The organism is Streptomyces sp. NPDC051976 (assembly GCF_040680795.1).
Taxonomy (GTDB): Bacteria; Actinomycetota; Actinomycetes; order Streptomycetales; family Streptomycetaceae; genus Actinacidiphila.
In genome coordinates this window covers 98526-115207 of sequence record NZ_JBFAXL010000018.1, presented here as the reverse complement: position 1 = coordinate 115207, position 16682 = coordinate 98526, and the positions used below count along the sequence as shown (strand labels likewise).

The 16682-nt window shown below is 75.2% G+C and carries 6 protein-coding genes; all 6 read right to left on the bottom strand.

What is annotated here, in order from left to right:
• Positions 1-22: 22 nt before the first annotated feature.
• Positions 23-1333, bottom strand: coding sequence for a PLP-dependent aminotransferase family protein (locus AB0M29_RS19865; RefSeq protein ID WP_365384204.1), 1311 nt, complete (start codon positions 1331-1333; stop codon positions 23-25).
• Positions 1330-2433 (bottom strand): alpha-hydroxy acid oxidase, encoded by a 1104-nt coding sequence (locus tag AB0M29_RS19860; protein ID WP_365384202.1) that lies wholly within the window; start codon positions 2431-2433, stop codon positions 1330-1332. The genes AB0M29_RS19865 and AB0M29_RS19860 overlap by 4 nt, the downstream gene beginning before the upstream one ends.
• A 6-nt stretch (positions 2434-2439) precedes the next feature.
• Complete coding sequence (locus tag AB0M29_RS19855) at positions 2440-2979, bottom strand: YbhB/YbcL family Raf kinase inhibitor-like protein (protein ID WP_365384201.1); 540 nt, start codon at positions 2977-2979, stop codon at positions 2440-2442.
• A gap of 69 nt (positions 2980-3048) precedes the next feature.
• Entirely contained in the window at positions 3049-4860 is a 1812-nt protein-coding gene (locus AB0M29_RS19850) for a pyridoxal-phosphate dependent enzyme (RefSeq protein ID WP_365384199.1), read from the bottom strand.
• Entirely contained in the window at positions 4857-13472 is an 8616-nt protein-coding gene (locus AB0M29_RS19845) for an amino acid adenylation domain-containing protein (protein ID WP_365384197.1), read from the bottom strand. Before AB0M29_RS19845 ends, AB0M29_RS19850 begins: the two co-directional genes overlap by 4 nt.
• A complete protein-coding gene (locus AB0M29_RS19840; RefSeq protein ID WP_365384196.1) occupies positions 13469-16678 on the bottom strand; it encodes an amino acid adenylation domain-containing protein in 3210 nt (1069 codons plus the stop codon). Before AB0M29_RS19840 ends, AB0M29_RS19845 begins: the two co-directional genes overlap by 4 nt.
• Positions 16679-16682: the final 4 nt, after the last annotated feature.

The following is a 16682-nucleotide window of genomic DNA, read 5'->3' as shown; positions in this document are numbered from 1 at the left end:
CGGGGGACGCCCCCCACCTCTTTCAGCGGGGCGGGCTCTGCTCGCGGACGAAGGACGCCAGCCGGTCCAGGCCGAGTTCGATGTCGTCGGGCCCGAGGGCGCTGAAGGACAGCCGGAGCTGCCGGGTCGGGCGCAGGTCGGAGTAGAACTGGCCCATCGGCGTCCACAGCACGCCGTGGGCGTTCGCCGAGTGCTCCAGCAGTGCCATCGTCGTCTCGAACTCCACGCTCACCACGACGAAGAAGCCGCCGCTGGGCACGTTCCACGTCACCTTCGGACCCGGCCCGGCGGCCGGGAAGCGCGCGGACAGCCCGCCGAGCAGCCGGGCCAGGTTCTCGCGGTAGACGGCCGCCGTACCGGCGTTGGCGGTGACCAGGCTGCCGCCCGCCTCCAGCAGCCGCCCGCCGAGCACGGCCTGGGCCACCGGCGGGGTGTTCACCGAGACCATGCTCTTGATCTTGCCGAGCTGGTCGGCGAGCAGCCCCACGCGGTTCCCGGCCGCGTCGGCCACCGGCTGGTCGGCGACGGCGAAGCCGATACGGACACCGGGCAGCGCGGTCTTCGCGTACGAGCCCAGGTAGACGACCCGCCGGTCGGTGTCCAGGGCCTTGAGCGTCGGCAGGCGCTCGGTCCCGGCGGCGAACAGGCCGTACGGGTTGTCCTCCAGCAGCAGGACGTCCTCCCGGGCGGCCCAGTCGAGCAGCCGGCGCCGCCCGGCCAGGGACAGGCTCACGCCCAGCGGATTGGAGAAGTCCGGGATGACGTACAGCGCGCGGGGGTTGACGCCCCTGGCGCGCGCCTCGCGCAGTGCGCGGTCCAGCCCCTCGTGGTCGAGGCCGTCCGCACCGGCCGGGACCGGCAGCACGGGGACGTCCAGGAGCCGCGCGGCCCCGGCCAGGCCCACGTAGGTCGGCTCGACGGCCAGTACGGCGTCGCGCGGGCCGGCGGTCAGCGCGCGCAGGGCCAGCAGCATCGCCTCCTGGCAGCCCACCGTGACCACGACGGCCTCGGGGTCGACGACGATCCCCTCGTCCTTGGCCAGGTTGTCGGCCACCAGGTCGCCGATGACGCCGTTGGTGCGGCCGTACTGGAACAGCAGCCGGGTGACGTCCTCCTGGCTCCAGCCCCGGGCGGTCGCCAGGTGCTCGCAGAAGATCCGCAGGTAGCGGTGGAGGTCCTCGACCGCCCAACCGCCTTCGTGGGGCCGTCCGGCCGCGAACGAGACCGCGTGCGGATAGCGCTGCGAGATCTCGTTGAGCAGGTTCATGGAGTCGAGCGTCGGATCGGTCAGCGAGCCGTGCAGGTCCTCCAGCCTGATGAGGGCGTCCGTCACGCGGTCATTCCTTCCACTCGTGCGGTCAGCGCCCCGACCGCGTCCAGATCGCGGCATCCGGCGAGCGCCATGGCGTTCTCGAACTCGAGGCCGAACAGCCGCAGCGCCGCGGCCGCGCCCTCAGCGCCGTCGGTGGCCAGACCCCACAGTGCCGGGCGGCCCAGCATCGCGCCGGCCGCGCCGAGAGCGAGGGCCTTCAGCAGATCGGTACCCGAGCGCAGCCCGGAGTCCAGCAGCACCGGGCAGCGCCCGGCGACCGCGTCGACCACCGCGGGCAGCGCGTCCAGGCTCGGCAGCGCCCCGTCGAGCTGGCGGCCGCCGTGGTTGGACACCACGATCGCGGCGGCGCCCGCCTCCACCGCGCGCACGGCGTCGGCCGGATCGAGGATGCCCTTGAGGACCAGCGGCAGCCGGGTCCGCTCGCGGAGCCACTCGATGTCCGCCCAGCCGAGCGTGGGGTCGAAGATCTCGGCGGTGTGGACCATCGCCGCCGACTCCCCGTCCGCCCGCCGGTGCGCCGTCGAGGCCGACGCCCCGGCGAGGTTGGCGGCCGTGACGTCCCGCGGCAGCACGAAGGCGTTCCGCATGTCGCGCAGCCGGCGGCCCATGCGTGGCACGTCGACGGTGAGGACCAGCGCCGAGCAGCCGGCCGCCTCCGCGCGGGCGACGAGGTCCAGGGTCCTGGCCCGGTCGCGCAGCCAGTACGTCTGGAACCAGGTCGCGGCGCCGACCGCCGTGATCTCCTCGATGGGCAGGCTGCTCAGCATGGTCGCGGTGAACAGCACGCCCGCGTCCCGGGCCGCGGCGGCCAGCGCCGCCTCGCCCTCGGGGTGCACCAGGCGCTGGTACGCCATCGGTGCCACGGCGACCGGCATCGTCACCCCGGTGCCGAGCAGCCGCCCCGCGGTGTCCGCCCGCGAGGTGCCCGCGAGCACCCGCGGAACGACGTACACCCGGTCGAAGGCGCGCAGGTTGGCCGCGAGGGTGGCCTCGTGGCCGGCCCCGCCCGCCACGAAGTCCCAGACCTCGCGGGGCAGTCGGGCCCGCGCGGCCTGTTCGAAGTCGGCCAGGGTGAGCAGGGGTGACGATGCCGGTGCCATCGCGGATCAGCGCCGGTAGGTGACGACGAGCGTGGCGCGGGCCAGCTCGCTGCCGTGGATGCCGAAGCTCGCCGAGGCGGCGCTGTCGGTGTCCTCGAACTCCATGTCCTCCTCGTCCAGGGCGTGGACGGTGAAGAGGTACCGGTGCTCGCGGTCGCCGACCGGCGGGGCGGAGCCGGTGTACGCCAGCTCGCCGAAGTCGTTGCGCAGGTGCAGCGCGCCCTCCGGCAGCGCCTTGGTGTCGGCGCCCGCGCCGCGGGCCAGCTCCGTGACGTCGGCCGGTATGCCGCCGACGATCCAGTGCCACCAGCCGCACACGGTGGGGGCGTCCGGGTCGAAGCAGGTGACCGCGTAGCTGAGCGTGCCCTCCGGGGCGCCGGACCAGCGCAGGTGCGGGCTGACGTTCTCGCCACCGGCGTTCGCCTTGAGGTGCGCCGTCGGCACCTGCTCGCCGTCGACCAGGTCGTCACTGGTCAGCGTGAAGGTCGGCACCGCGGGCAGCAGGTCGTACGGGTTCGGGGCCTGGGGGCGGTCGAAGTTCGGCATGCTGTCGTCTTTCGTCGTAGGGGGATGAACGGGGTTCCGCGGTGCGGGCCCCCGCGTGGGTTTTCGGGACTACGGCCGCAGGGTGCCGGAGAACACGGCGTAGGTCTCGCCCGCCACGTCCTGGCGGGCGACGTCGGACACGCCCGCGTCGTGCATCAGCTGGGTGAGGTCCTCGTGGCTCAGGTAGTGCGAACGCCGCACGAAGCGGTACTCGACGCCGTCGACCGTGAGGACGCTGTCCCACCGCCGGGTCCTGGCGTCCAGGTCGGTGGTGACCACCTCGGTGAGGTCCACGGCGTGCTCACCGATCACCATGCTGGGATACGTGGTGCGGTGCGGGGCGGTGTCCTTGAGGTTCTGCTCCAGCGTGGTGTCGATGTACAGCCGGCCGCCGGGCTTCAGGCAGGCCGCGAAGCCCTCGACCGAGCGGCGCAGCGCCTCGCGGTCCGGCTCGGCGTCGGCGTCCCAGCTGCCCGCGTAGGGCAGTGCGCTGCCGCGGCACATCACGACGTCGAACGCGCCCGCGAACCGGTCGCCGACCTTCTCCCAGTACTCCTGGACCGCCTCGACGTCGACGCCGAGCGCGGCCGCGTTGGCGTGGAAGTACTCCAGCATCCGGGGGCTGCCGTCGGAGCAGGTCATGTCGTAGCCGCGGGCGGCGAGGTCGATCGCCGGGAAGCCGCTGCCGCACGCCGCGTCCAGGACGCGCAGGCCCTCGGGGTCGCCGAGCCAGGCGGCGATGCCGTCGACGGCCGCCTTGCGGTCCCACTCCAGGTGCACGCACAGCTCCCAGAGGGCGCCGATGTCCGGCGGACCGGCGTCGAAGGTGGCGACGACGCGCTCGTCGGTGATCCGCATCGGCTCATCGATGTCGACCGGTGTGCTGGTTTCCACGTGTACTTCTCCCTCGTTGTGCCCGTGCCGCTTCGTCGCGGGGGCGTGTGGTGTCCCGGGCGGCACGCTGCCGCCGGACAGGATGGCGACGGTGCCGCCGGGTCCCGGTGGCACCGCCCCCGCCAGATGGGCCGCGGTGGCGACCGCGCCGCTGGGCTCGGCGGTGATGCCGTACCGCTCGGTCAACCGGGCCATCGCCTCGGTGATCTGTGCCTCCGTCACGGTGACGATGTCGTCGACGCAGCGGCGGATGTGCTCCCAGGCGTGCGCGCCGACGACCGGGGCGCGCAGCCCGTCGGCCACGGTGCGGTAGGTCCGCTCCACCGGCCAGGTCACGCGGTGGCCGGCGCGCAGGCTGGCCCTGGCGTCGGCGGCGAGTTCCGGTTCCACGCCGACCACCCGGACGTCGGGTCGCAGGGCCTTGGCGACGACGGCGAGCCCGGAGAGCAGCCCGCCGTTGCACACCGGTGCCAGGAGGAGGCCGGTCTCCGGGAGGTCGGCCAGGATCTCCAGGGCGATCGTGCCGTGCCCGGCGATCACGTCGAGGTCGTCGGAGGAGACCACGGTCGCGCCGCGCTCCCGGGCGAGGTCCGCGGTGGCCGGGCCGCGCCGGCCGGCCGGGACGAGCACCGTCTCGGCACCCAACTCCCGTATCCGCGCGACCTTGTGCGCCGCGGCGGTGTCGGCGAGGACGACGGTGGCCTGGTGGCCGAACCGCCGGGCGGCCCAGGCCAGTGCGCGCCCGTGGTTGCCCGAGGACTGCGCGACGAGCCGCAGTTGCCGCCCGTCCGCGGCGGCGGTGAGGCGGGCGACCGCGTTCACGACGCCGCGGAGCTTGAACGACCGGGTGGTCTGGAGGTGCTCCGCCTTGAGCACCAGCGGGCCGCCGACGCCGATCAGCGGGGTGCGGGTGATGTGCGGGGCGATACGCTCCGCCGCCTCGTACACGTCGTCCAGGGTGACGAGGACCTTCGAGGCCGGTGTCATCGCGCCACCACCTCGTCCGGCTCCAGGGTGAGGGAACCGGCGTCGGGCAGTTCGTCCTCCATGTAGCGCAGCCGGCGGAACCGCAGGCCGAAGGCGCCCCACGCCGCCATGAAGATCCCCGACACCACCATGAACAGGGCGATCCCGCCGTGCGTCCCGGTGCCGACGACGCGGCCGACCGAGCCCGCGAGCGGGCCGCCGGGGGCGACCAGCGGCCGGAACACATGGTCGGCGAGCGGCCCGACGGTGAGGAAGCCCAGCGGCTGGACCAGCGTGGCCAGCGTGATGTTGACCGCCAGCACCCGGCCGAGCAGGTCCTCGCCCACCTTGGTCTGCAGCAGCGACAGCCAGTGCGCGTTGCCGATGTTCATGCACGCCAGCCGGATGAAGAAGCCGATCGCGATCACGGTCGTCGAGGGCACCACGCCCATCACGGCCACACCGACACCGGATCCGATGACGAACGCGATCATGCCGGTGGCGCGGCGGCGGGTACCGCCCCAGGCCACCACGATCACCGTGCCGATCACCGCGCCCACACCGCCGATCGCGGTCACCACACCGAGCCCGCCGGCCGAGCCGATGGAGAGCACCAGCGGGGTGAGGCCCACCCACATCACGGCGGTGAAGTAGTTCACGACGGCGAAGTAGCCGACCATCACCAGCAGCGGGCGGCGCCGCACGATGAACCGCCAACCGCCGGTCAGGGCGGAGCGGAACGGCTCCTCGCGGCGGAAGAACATCCGCTCGGGGAACCGTACGGCCAGCAGTGTGGCCACGCCGACCACGAAGGTCGCGGCGTCGATACCGACCAGCCAGGGCAGGCCGAGCAGCAGCACCAGCGGACCGCCGGCCAGCGGGCCCACCACCGTCCCGAGGCCCACACCGGCCTCGGCCAGTGCGCTGGCCTGCGTCAGATACGGCTTGGGCACCAGCTGCACCACGGCCGCCAGATACGCCGGGACCTGGAAGGCCGCCGCCGTCGAGGTGACCGAGACGACCGCGCAGATGCTCCACATGTTCAGCAGATGGGTGGCCATCAGCAGCGTCAGCACACCCATCGCGACGGCGCACACCATGTCGCAGGCGAGCATCACGCGCCGCCGGTCCACCCGGTCCGCGACCGCGCCGCCGACCGGTGTCAGCAGGATCATCGGGATCTGGGCGAGCGTCACCACCAGCGCCAGGTCGCTGATCCGCCCGCTGCGCTGGTACGCCCACACGCCCAGCGCGAAGGCGCTCAGCTCGTTGCCGATCACCGAGACGGCCTGGCCCACGGCGACGGTGAAGAACGCGCGCAGCCCGCGCCGCCGTTCCCTGCCGGTGACGAATCCGGCGTCGACGGGCTCCGGCAGATCGCCGTCGTCCCAGCGCGCGAGGCTGTCCCGCACGAGCGTGGCCAGGGCCTCGGCGTGGTCCCGCAGGAAGTAGTGCCGGGCGCCCGGGAGCACCGCCAGCTCGACGCGCTCGGTGAACGCCCCCCACTCCCGGTGCCGTTCCTCGTACAGCTCGGTGGCGCGGTCGAGGGAACCGACCACGCAGAGCACCGGGGCATTGAGCCGGGCCCGGCCCTCGTCGGCCAGCGCCGCGCCGAACCAGGACTGCGCGGCCCGCGCGTCGTGCCGCAGCGCCTTCACCGCGGTGGCCGCCGCCGCCTCGTCCATGCCCTCGACCAGGCCGCCGGTGGCCCGCAGCGTGTCGTTGAACAGCCGGTCGGACACCATGCGGTCACGCGGCAGGACCTTGTCCAGCCATGCGTTGAGCCGTCCCGGCAGCCGGGCCGCGGGGAAGCTGCCGCCCACGACGACCGCGGCGACGTGGCGGCCGTCGGCCTCCAGCCGCTGCGCCAGGGCGGTCGCGAGCGCCGACCCGACACAGTGCCCGTACACCACGACCGGGCTCGTCACCTGGCGGTCCGCCAGCTCGGCCGCCAGCACCGCCACCAGGTCCCCGACCGGCAGCGGTGTCTCGTCCGGCCGGGCGGCGTCGTGGCCGGGCAGTTCCACGGCCAGTACCTCGAAGGCGCTGCCGAGGGCCTGCGCGAACGGCTGGTACACCCCGGCCGTGCCGCCGCCGTACGGGACGCAGACCACGGTGGCCTGCGCCGCCACGCCGGGGGCGGGCCCGCCGAGCCGGTGCAGCAGCCGGCCGTCGTCGGCCGCCCCGGCGCCCCGGTCCAGCGCGGCGGCGAGCCCGGCGACGGTGGGGTGCAGGAAGAGGTCGATGACGCGCAGGCCGCCGCCGATCGCCCGCACCGCGGTGACGGCGGCGAAGGACTGGCCGCCGAGGGCGAAGAAGTCGTCGTCGGCGCCGATGTCCGGGATGTTCAGGATCCTGGACCAGACCTCGGCGACCCGTACCTCCGACGGTGTGCCCGGCGGCCGTCCGCCGGAGGCCGCGACCGCCGCCGCGGGTGCGGGCAGCGCGGCCCGGTCGATCTTGCCGTTCGCGTTCAGCGGCAGCCGGTCCAGGACGGTGAGCGTCGTCGGGATCATGTAGTCGGGCAGCGCGGCCCGGAGCGCCTCGCGGACGGCGGCCGCGTCGAGCGGCCGTCCGGCGTCCGGGACGAGCCAGGCGGCGAGCCGCCGCTCGTGGGCCGCGCCGACCGGCAGCACCACGGCCTCGGCCACCCCGGGCGCGTCCCGCAGCGCCACGGTGACCTCGCCGAGCTCCACCCGGTGGCCGCGGATCTTGACCTGGTCGTCGACCCGGCCGAGGAACCGTACGGTCCCGTCGAAGCCGACGGTGAGCAGGTCGCCCGTGCGGTAGCAGCGCACGTCCGCGCCGAGCGGGTCGGCGCCGAACCGCGCCTCGGTGAGGTCCGGCCGGCCGAGGTAGCCGCGCACGACGCCGGGGCCGCCGATGACGAGTTCGCCGGCCATGCCCACCGGCACCGGCTGCCCGTGGCGGTCCACCAGGTGGCCGACGACGCCCGGCAGCGGAGTGCCGAGCGGCACGATGCCGACCTGGGCGGACTCCGGGATCTCCTCCACCGCGCAGGTGAGGGAGATCATCGTGCTCTCGGTGTGGCCGTAGTGGCTCTGCACGCGCAGGTCCGGCTTCGCGGCGCGCACCCGCTGGACCAGCTCCCACGGGCACGCCTCACCGGCCAGGATCAGCAGCCTGCCGGGCAGTACGCCCGCCAGGTCGCCGTGTGCGGCGAGCAGTTCGAGGTGGCTGGGCACGCACTTGAGCACGTCGACGTCGTGGGTCACGAGGTAGGCCGCGAACGCCCCAGGGTCCAGGGCGGTGTCCCGGTCCACCAGGTGCACGACGCCGCCGGTGGTGAGGGCGCCGTAGACACAGGTGAGCCCGAAGTCGGCGGCGGGGGTGGACACCATCGCGAAGGACGCGCCGCGCGCGTCGAGGCGGTCCAGGATCCCGCCGAGGTAGTGCAGCACGTTGCGGTGCTCGACGGCGACGCCCTTGGGCGCGCCGGTCGACCCGGAGGTGAAGATCACGTGCACCAGGTGCGACGGGTCGACCGGCAGATCCGGCCGTGTGCCGGGCATCCCTGCCGTGGCCCCGGGGTCGTCGACCGCGATGACCGTGGAGGGTTCGCCGTCCAGCAGCCCGGCGAGGTCGGTGCTGGTGAGTACGGTACGGGCGCCAGCGATGGCGAGCATGTCGCGGATCCGCGACACCGGGTACCGGGTGTCGAACGGCAGATAGCCGCCCCCGGCCTTGAGGATGCCGAGGATCGCCACCGCGAGGTGGGCCCCGGGCTCCAGCAGGATGCCGACGGGCTGGTCGGCCCGGACGCCCTCGGCGATCAGCCGGTGCGCCAGCCGGTTCGCCCGGGCGTCCAGTTCGGCGTACGACAGGGTTCCCCGGGCGTCGATCACGGCTGCCGCGTCGGGGGTCCGGTCGGCCCAGCGCTCCACGAGCTGGTGCACCAGCGCCGTCTCGGCGGCGCGCTCGGGAACGGGCCCGGCGAGCGTGGGGCCGGTGACCGGCTCCAGCACGAGCGAGCGCACGGGGGCGTCCGGCGCCTCGGTGAAACCGCGCAGCAGCGCGGTGAACCAGGTGACCGTCCTGGCCGCGCGGGCCCGGTCGAAGATGTCGGTGCGGTAGGCGAGTTCGCCCTCGTAGCCGTCGGCGCCGCCGCCGAGGACGAGTCCGAGGTCGAACTTGACCCCGCCGGCCGCCGCGTCGAGGACGTCCACGGCGACGCCGCCCGGCGCGGGCATCGCCCGGTCGCTGTCCAGCACATTGAGCGTGGTCTGGAAGATCGGCGTGTGCGCGGTGGTGCGCTCGGGCCGCAGCCGGTCGACGATCCGCTCGAAGGCGATGTCGCCGTGCGCCATGGCGTCCAGCGCCGTGCCCCGCACCCGCGCCAGCACTTCGCGGGCGGTGGGGTCGCCCGACAGGTCGGTGCGCATCGGCAGGGTGTTGACGAAGCAGCCGACCAGTTGCTCGGTGTCGGGGTGGTGACGGCCCGACACCGGCACACCCACCACGACGTCGTCGACGCCCGCCAGCCGTCCGAGCAGCGTCTGCCAGGCGGCCAGCAGCACCTGGAACACGGTGGTGTCGGTCTCGGCGGCGATCCGCCGCACGGCGGCCGTGAGGTCCGGCGGCAGCACCACCGGCACGGAGCCCCCGGTCCCGGCGGCGACCGCGGGCCGGGGCCGGTCCGTCGGCAGGTCCAGCACCGGCGCGGCGCCCGCGAGCCGGCCCTCCCACCAGTCGAGGTGCGCGCTGTCCCGCGCCACGTCCTGGTGCCCGGCGAGCCACCTCGCGTAGTCGGCGTACTGCAGCGCCGCCGCCGGCAACGCGGCCGCCTCCCCGGTGCGCGCCGCGTAGAGCGCGAACAGGTCGCGCAGGATCAGGTCGAGCGACCAGAAGTCCACGGCGATGTGGTGGAACACCATGGCCAGGACGGTGTCGGCGGGGCCGGTGGTGGTCGCGGTGGCCGAGCCGGTGGCAGTGGCGGCGGTGGTGGTGGTGCCGGTGCCCGGGCTCGTACGCGTAACCGGGCTCGTACCCGTGAACAGGGTGAAGCGCGCCGGGGGTTCGCGGTCGAGGGTGAAGGGGCGGGCGGTGAGGGCCGCCACCCGGGCGTCCCTGTCCGTGGGCGACGGGTCGACGGTGATCGGCACGGAGGCGGCCAGTCGCGGGGCGGCCATCGGCTCGCCGTCCACGACGGCGACGGTGGTGCGCAGGATCTCGTGCCGCTCGACGAGGTCGCCGAGGGCCGCGGTGAGCGCGTCCGTGTCGACCGCGCCGCGAAGGCGCAGCACCAGCGGGACGTTGTAGGCGGAGCTGTCGGCGTCGTACTGCGCGAGGAACCACAGGCGCGCCTGGGCCGGGGTCAGCGGCACGGGGCGGCCGGGGTCCGCGCGGCGCGCGATCGCGGACAGGGCGCCCGGGGCGCCGGTGGCCGCGTCCGCCTGCTCGTCGAGCGCCCGCGCGAGATCGGCCAGCACCGGGTGGTCGAAGACCGTACGCAGCGGGACGTCGCGGCCCAGGCCCTGCCGCAGCCGGCCGGCCACCCGGGTCGCCGCGAAGGAGTGGCCGCCCACGGCGAAGAAGTCGTCCTCCGCCGCGGGGGCGGGGATGCCGAGCACCTCCCGCCACGCCTCGGCCACCAGGCGCTCGGTGGCCGACTCGGGCGCGCGGCCCGCTCCGTCCACGGCGCCTTCCGCCGCGTCGGGCACGGTCAGCGCCGCGCGGTCGACCTTGCCGTTGGGGTTCAGCGGCAGCGCGGGGACGATCCGCAGCAGCGCGGGCACCATGTAGTCGGCCAGCGTCCGGCGCAGCTCGCCCCGGATCCCGCCGACGTCCAGGTCGGTGCCGGGCTCGGGCACCACCCAGGCGGCGAGCCTGCGCTCGTGGGCGTCGCCCACCGGCAGCACGAAGGCGTCGTGCACTCCCGGCAGCGCGCGGCAGGCGAGCGCGACCTCGCTCAGCTCGATGCGGTGGCCCCGTACCTTCACCTGGTCGTCCAGGCGGCCCAGGAACTCCACCGTGCCGTCGGCCCGGACGCGCACCAGGTCGCCGGTGCGGTAGGCGCGCTCCTCGCCGAGCGGGCCGGGGGTGAAGCTCCGCGCGGTGAGTTCGGGCCGGTGCGCGTAGCCGCGGCCGACGCCCGCTCCCACCAGGGTCAGTTCGCCGGGCACCCCGGCCGGCAGCGGCGCTCCGGCGCGGTCCACCACGTGCACCGCGATGTTGGGCAGCAGCGTGCCGAGCGGCACGATGCCGTCCCGCTCGTCGGCCGGCACCAGCGCCGTGTCGCAGACGAACGAGAACATGCTGCTCTCGGTGGGACCGTAGTGCGTGTGGACGGCGAGCTCCGGGCGCAGCCCGCGGATCCGCTCGACGAGCGGCCACGGCACGGCCTCGCCGCCGAACACCAGGAGGCGGCGCGGCAGCACGTCAGCCAGTTCGCCGTGGGCGGCCAGCATGCTGAGGTGGCTGGGGACGCACTTCACCACGTCGACGGGGTGCCGCCGCAGGTATCCGGCGAACGCGACCGGGTCCGTCGCGGTCTCCCGCGGGACGAGGTGCAGTGTGCCGCCGGACAGCAGGGCACCGTGGAAGCCCGCCAGGCCGAGGTCGGCGGCGATGGTCGAGATCACGGCGAAGGACCCGCCGGCGGCGTCGCCGATCCGGTCCAGGAAGCCGTCCACGCAGTTGAGCACGCCCCGGTGCTCGATCATCGCGCCCTTGGGCTCGCCGGTGGAGCCCGAGGTGAAGATGGTGTGGGCGAGTTCCTCGCCCGTCATGTCCGGGATACGGGGACGGGTGCGCGGCAGGTCCGCGAGTGACGGGTCGCCGGTGAGGACCAGTCGCCGGTCGGCCGTGGCGGCGTCGGGGAGCGTCGCGGCCGTCGCCCGGTCCGTGACGAGGACGCGGGCCCCGGAGGCGTTCAGCATGGCCTCGATCCGCGCCGCCGGGAACCCGGTGTCGATCGGCAGGTAGGCGCCACCGGCCTTGAGCGCGGCGAGGATCGCGGCGGCCAGGTCGGTGCTGGGCTCCAGCAGGATCGCGACCGGTTCGTCGCGCCGGACGCCGAGCGCGGACAGCCGGTGCGCGAACTGGTTGGCGCGGCCTTCGAGGGCGCCGTACGCCAGCTCGCCGTCCGGCGCGACCACGGCGGTGCGGTCCGGCGTACGCTCCGCCCACTGCTCGAAGCGGCCGTGCACGGTCCCGCCCGCGGTGGGCGTCCGCGGCCCGGCCAGCACCGGCGCCGTGACCTCGGCCAGCGGGAGCGAGCCGACCGGCGCGTCCAGGTCGGACACCAGGCCGCCGAGCAGGTGCACGAACCACGAGCCCAGCGCTTCCGCCGTCGCGTCGTCGAACAGGTCGCGGCGGAAGGTGAACTCGCCGGACGCCGGGCCGCCGGGCTCGGCGTCGGAGAGATAGAGGTTCAGGTCGAACTTCGCCGCGTCGTTGGCCTGCATGTCGGCCTCGACCGCCAGACCGGGGAAGTCCGGCGTCGGCGCCTCGTCCGCCAGGTAGTTGAGCTGCACCTGGTACAGCGGGGTGGCGCCGGGCACCCGCTCGGTGACGACGCGCTCGACGACCTGCTCGAAACCGACCTCGGCGTGGGCGAACGCCTCCAGCACCCGGTCCCTGGTACGGCCCAGCAGTTCCCGTCCCGCCGGGTCGCCGGACAGGTCACCGCGCAGCACCAGCGTGTTGAGCAGGCATCCGACGACGCCTTCGGTCCCTGGGTGGCGGCGGCCCGACTCGGGGACGCCCACCGCCACGTCGTGGGTGTCGGCCAGCCGGGCCAGCAGCGCCTGGAGCGCCGCGAGGTAGACCATGAACGGCGTACCGCCGGTCTCGGCCGCCGCCTGCCGGACCCGGGTGGCCACCGCCGCGGGGACGGTCAGCTCCACCGTCCCGGCCGCGCCGCTGGGGACGGCGCGCCGGGGCCGGTCGGTCGGCAGCGCGGTGACGGCCGGCAGCCCGGCGAGCTCGGACGCCCACCAGTCGAGCTGGCCCTGGAGGGCTGCGCCGTCGGCCCGCGCGCGCTGCCAGGCGGCCACGTCCGCGAAGTCGAGGGCCGGTGCGGCCGGCGGCGCGGCGTGCCCGGTGCGCGCGGCGTACGCGGCGGCGAGGTCGGCGAGCAGCACGTCGAGCGACCAGGCGTCACCGGCGATGTGGTGCAGTGTCAGCGCCAGCACGCAGCCGCCGTCGGCCCGCGGGTACACGGCGGCCCGCAGCGGCGGCTCGGTGTCCAGCGCGAACGGCGTGTGCGCCATCCGGTGCAGCCGCTCGTCCAGGTCGTCCGCGGCCGGTTCGACGGTGATCGGCACGGCCTCCACCGGGACCGCCACGGCCATCGGCTCGCCGTCGATCTGCCGTACGACGCGGCGCAGGGCGTCATGGCGGCGGATCACGTCGCGGACCGCGCCGGTCAGCGCCTCGACGTCCACCGCGCCGGACAGCCGCAGCACCAGCGGCATGAGGTACGCGACGTCGTCCGGGTCGAGTTGGGACAGCAGCCACAGCCGGGCCTGCGCCAGCGACAGCGGGGCCGGCGCGGCGGGGTCGGGGCGGCGCGGGATACCGGCGGCCGGCCGGGTGCGGGCGGCCGCGATCTTACGGTCCAGCAGTGCCCTGAGGCGGTCCTCGACCGCGGTGCCGGTGGTGTCGGTCACGACGTCACCTCTTCCTCGAGCGCGGCGGCGAGACCGGCAAGCACCAGGCGCTCGACCGCGGCGGCGAACTCGGCCAGCGTCGGGTGCTCGAACAGCACGCGTACGGGCACCTCGCACTCCAGGGATTCCAGCAGCCGCCCGACGACCCGGGTGGCGGCCAGCGAGTGGCCACCGAGCGCGAAGAAGTCGTCGTCCCGGCCGATCGGCAGGTCACGGGCGGCGCCGATGGTCTCGGCCCACATCTCCGCGACGAATTCCTCCATCCCGGTCGCGGGCGGGACGAACGGCCGCTCGCCGCCGCCCGGGTCGGCCAGCGCGCCCCGGTCGACCTTTCCGCTGGGCAGCGTCGGCAGTGCGGGCAGCAGGACCCAGCGGCGCGGCACCATGTGGCGCGGCAGCCGGGCCGCCAGGAACGCCTCGACGGTGTCGGTGGCCACCGTGTCCGGGGCGACGAAGCCGACGAGCCGGGTGTCGGGCCCGCTCCCGGCCACCGCGACGGCGGCGGCCCGGACGCCGGGGCACTGGTGGAGGGCGGCCTCGATGTCGGAGGGCTCGATGCGGTGCCCGCGGATCTTCACCTGCTGGTCGCGCCGTCCGACGAACTCCAGCAGTCCGTCGGCGCGCCAGCGCACCGCGTCCGCGGTCCGGAAGCACCGGCCCCCGGGGCGGAACGGGTCGGCGGTGAACGCGGCGGAGGTGAGGTCGGGCCGGTTCCGGTAGCCGAGGGCGACCCCGGCGCCGCCGATCCACAGCTCGCCGACCGCACCGGGCGGCGCCAGCCGTCCCGCAGCGTCGACGACGTACAGCCGCGTACCGGCGATCGCGCCGCCCAGCGGCACCGTCGGGGCGCCGGACGCGTCGGTGTCGGCCGGGCGTACCCGGTGGGCGGTGGCGGTCACGGTGGTCTCGGTCGGCCCGTACATGTTCCACAACTCACCGACGTGACCGAGGAGTTCACCGGCGAGCGCGGCGTCCAGGGCCTCGCCGCCGGACAGCGCGCGCAGCTTCCCGTCGCCCTGCCATCCGGCGGCCAGCAGCATGCGGAAGCTGGTGGGCGTCAGATTGACCGAGGTCGCCCCGGTGTCCGCGATGCGCCGGGCCAGGGCGTGGCCGTCGAGGGCGCACTCGCGCTCGACGACGACACAGCGCCCTCCCGCGGCCAGCGTCGTCCAGATCTCCGACGCCGAGATGTCGAAGCTCAGCGGCGCGACGGCGAGCATCACGTCGGACGGGCCGACGCCGAGGTCGGCGCGCATCGCGGAGGCGAGCGCCGCGAGCGTGGCGTGCGTGACCTCGACGCCCTTCGGCTCACCCGTCGAGCCCGAGGTGAACAGGACGTACGCCAGGTCTCCGGCGCACGGCGCGGCCGGAAGGGCGCCGGGCGGCGCGGCGGGGTCAGCCACCACGAGCCGTGTCCCGTCGATGGCGGACGCCGCGGCGGCGGTGCCCTCGTCGGCCAGCACCACGCGCACACCGGCCCGTTCGGCCAGCCTGCCCAGCCACTGCGCCGGGTGGTCCGCGTCGAGCGGCACGTACGCGGCCCCGGCCCGCCACACGGCGAGCAGCGCGGCGGGCAGCCGCTGGTCCCGGGTCAGGCAGACGCCGACGGCATCGCCCGGCCGCACACCGGCGGACACCAGTTGTGCCGCGATCGCGGCCGAGACGGCGGTGAGTTCGGCCCGGTCCGCCGCGCGGGTGAGCACCGCGTCGAGCACCGTCGCCGGACCGGCGGGCAGCTCGGTACCGGCCCCGAGGCGCAGCAGGGCGTCCGCGGCCGGGCCCAGCAGGTCCAGCTCCGACACACGGCGCTCGGGGTCGCCCCCGAACTCCTCGGCCAGCCGCTCGAAGCAGCGGGCCCAGGCCGCGACCGTGTCCGCCTCGAACAGGTCGGTACGGAAGATGAGTTCGCCCGTGTAGCCGTCCGCCTCGGCCCTGAGGTCGAGCACCAGATCGGCCTGCGCGACGAGCGACGGCAGGTCGACCGGTACGGCCTCGGCGTCCCCGAACCGGAGGGCCCGCGACGACCCGTCGTCCTCCAGCAGGTTCAGCATCACCTGGACGACCGGTGTTCCGGCCAGGCTCCGCTCGGGCCGCAGCCGCTCCACCATCCGCTCGAACGGCGTCTCGGCGTGGCTGTACGCGTCCAGTACGTCCCCGCGGGTGCGGGAGAGCAGGTCGCACACGCGGGGGTCGCCCGACAGGTCGCCGCGCATCGGCAACGTGTTGACGAAGAAGCCCACGGTGTCGGCGACATCGGTGTGGTGGCGCCCCGAGTGCGGGACGCCGACCACCACGTCGTCCACGGCGGTGAGGCGCCCGAGCAGCACCTGCCACGCGGCGAGCACGGCCATGAACGGCGTGCACCCGGCGTCCGCCGCGGCGGCCCGCAGCGCCGCGGCCGCGGCGGCCGGGACACGTACCGGGACCTGGTCGGCGTCCCACCGCGCGACCGACGGGCGCCGCCGGTCGGTGGGCAGCTCCAGCAGCGGCGGCGCGTCCCCGAGCCGCCGCACCCACCACTGAAGGTCCTGGTCCGCGGCCGTACCGGCGAGGCGTTCGGCCTGCCAGGCGGCGAAGTCGGCGTACTGCGCGGCCTGCGCGGCGGGGAGCGGCGCGCCGCTGCCCGTCCGGTGCGCGTACGCCGCCGCGAGTTCGCCCAGCAGCAGGGCTTCCGAGTGCGCGTCGGTGGCGACGTGGTGGACGGTGACCGACAGGACGTGGTCGGCGGCGCCGAGCCGGAACAGCCGCACCCGGATCGGCGGTCGCGCGGCCAGGTCGAACGGCGCGGTGGCCTCGGCGTGCAGCGCGGCGTCCAGGTCGGTCCCGGCCACCTCCAGGACCGCGAAGTCGGGGGCCACGTCGGCGGGTACGGCCACGGGGCCGTCCTCGCCGTCCCGGAAGACGCTGCCCAGCACGTCGTGGCGGGCGATCACGTCCTCGACCGCGCCGCGTACCGCCGCGGTGTCGAGCGCGCCGGTCAGCCGGAGCACCAGCGGCACGTTGGCGGCGCCGTTGGGCTCCAGTTGCGCCGCGAACCACAGCCGCCGCTGCCCGGTCGACAGCGGCGCCGGGTCACGGCGGTCCGGCCGCCGCGGGATGCGGCTGCCGCCCGTCGCGACGGCGTCGCCGCTCAGCGCCGCGGTCGCGCGCGCCGCGAGCAGTGCCCGCACCGCGTCGGCCGGCGACTCCTTCAGATTCCCCGTCATGTGT

Excerpts from the sequence above, each read along its gene's own strand:
- AB0M29_RS19860 (WP_365384202.1), bottom strand. The coding sequence starts at position 2,433 with ATGGCACCGGCATCGTCACCCCTGCTCACCCTGGCCGACTTCGAACAG.
- AB0M29_RS19855 (WP_365384201.1), bottom strand. The coding sequence starts at position 2,979 with ATGCCGAACTTCGACCGCCCCCAGGCCCCGAACCCGTACGACCTGCTG.
- AB0M29_RS19850 (WP_365384199.1), bottom strand. The coding sequence starts at position 4,860 with ATGACACCGGCCTCGAAGGTCCTCGTCACCCTGGACGACGTGTACGAG.
- AB0M29_RS19840 (WP_365384196.1), bottom strand. The coding sequence starts at position 16,678 with ATGACGGGGAATCTGAAGGAGTCGCCGGCCGACGCGGTGCGGGCACTG.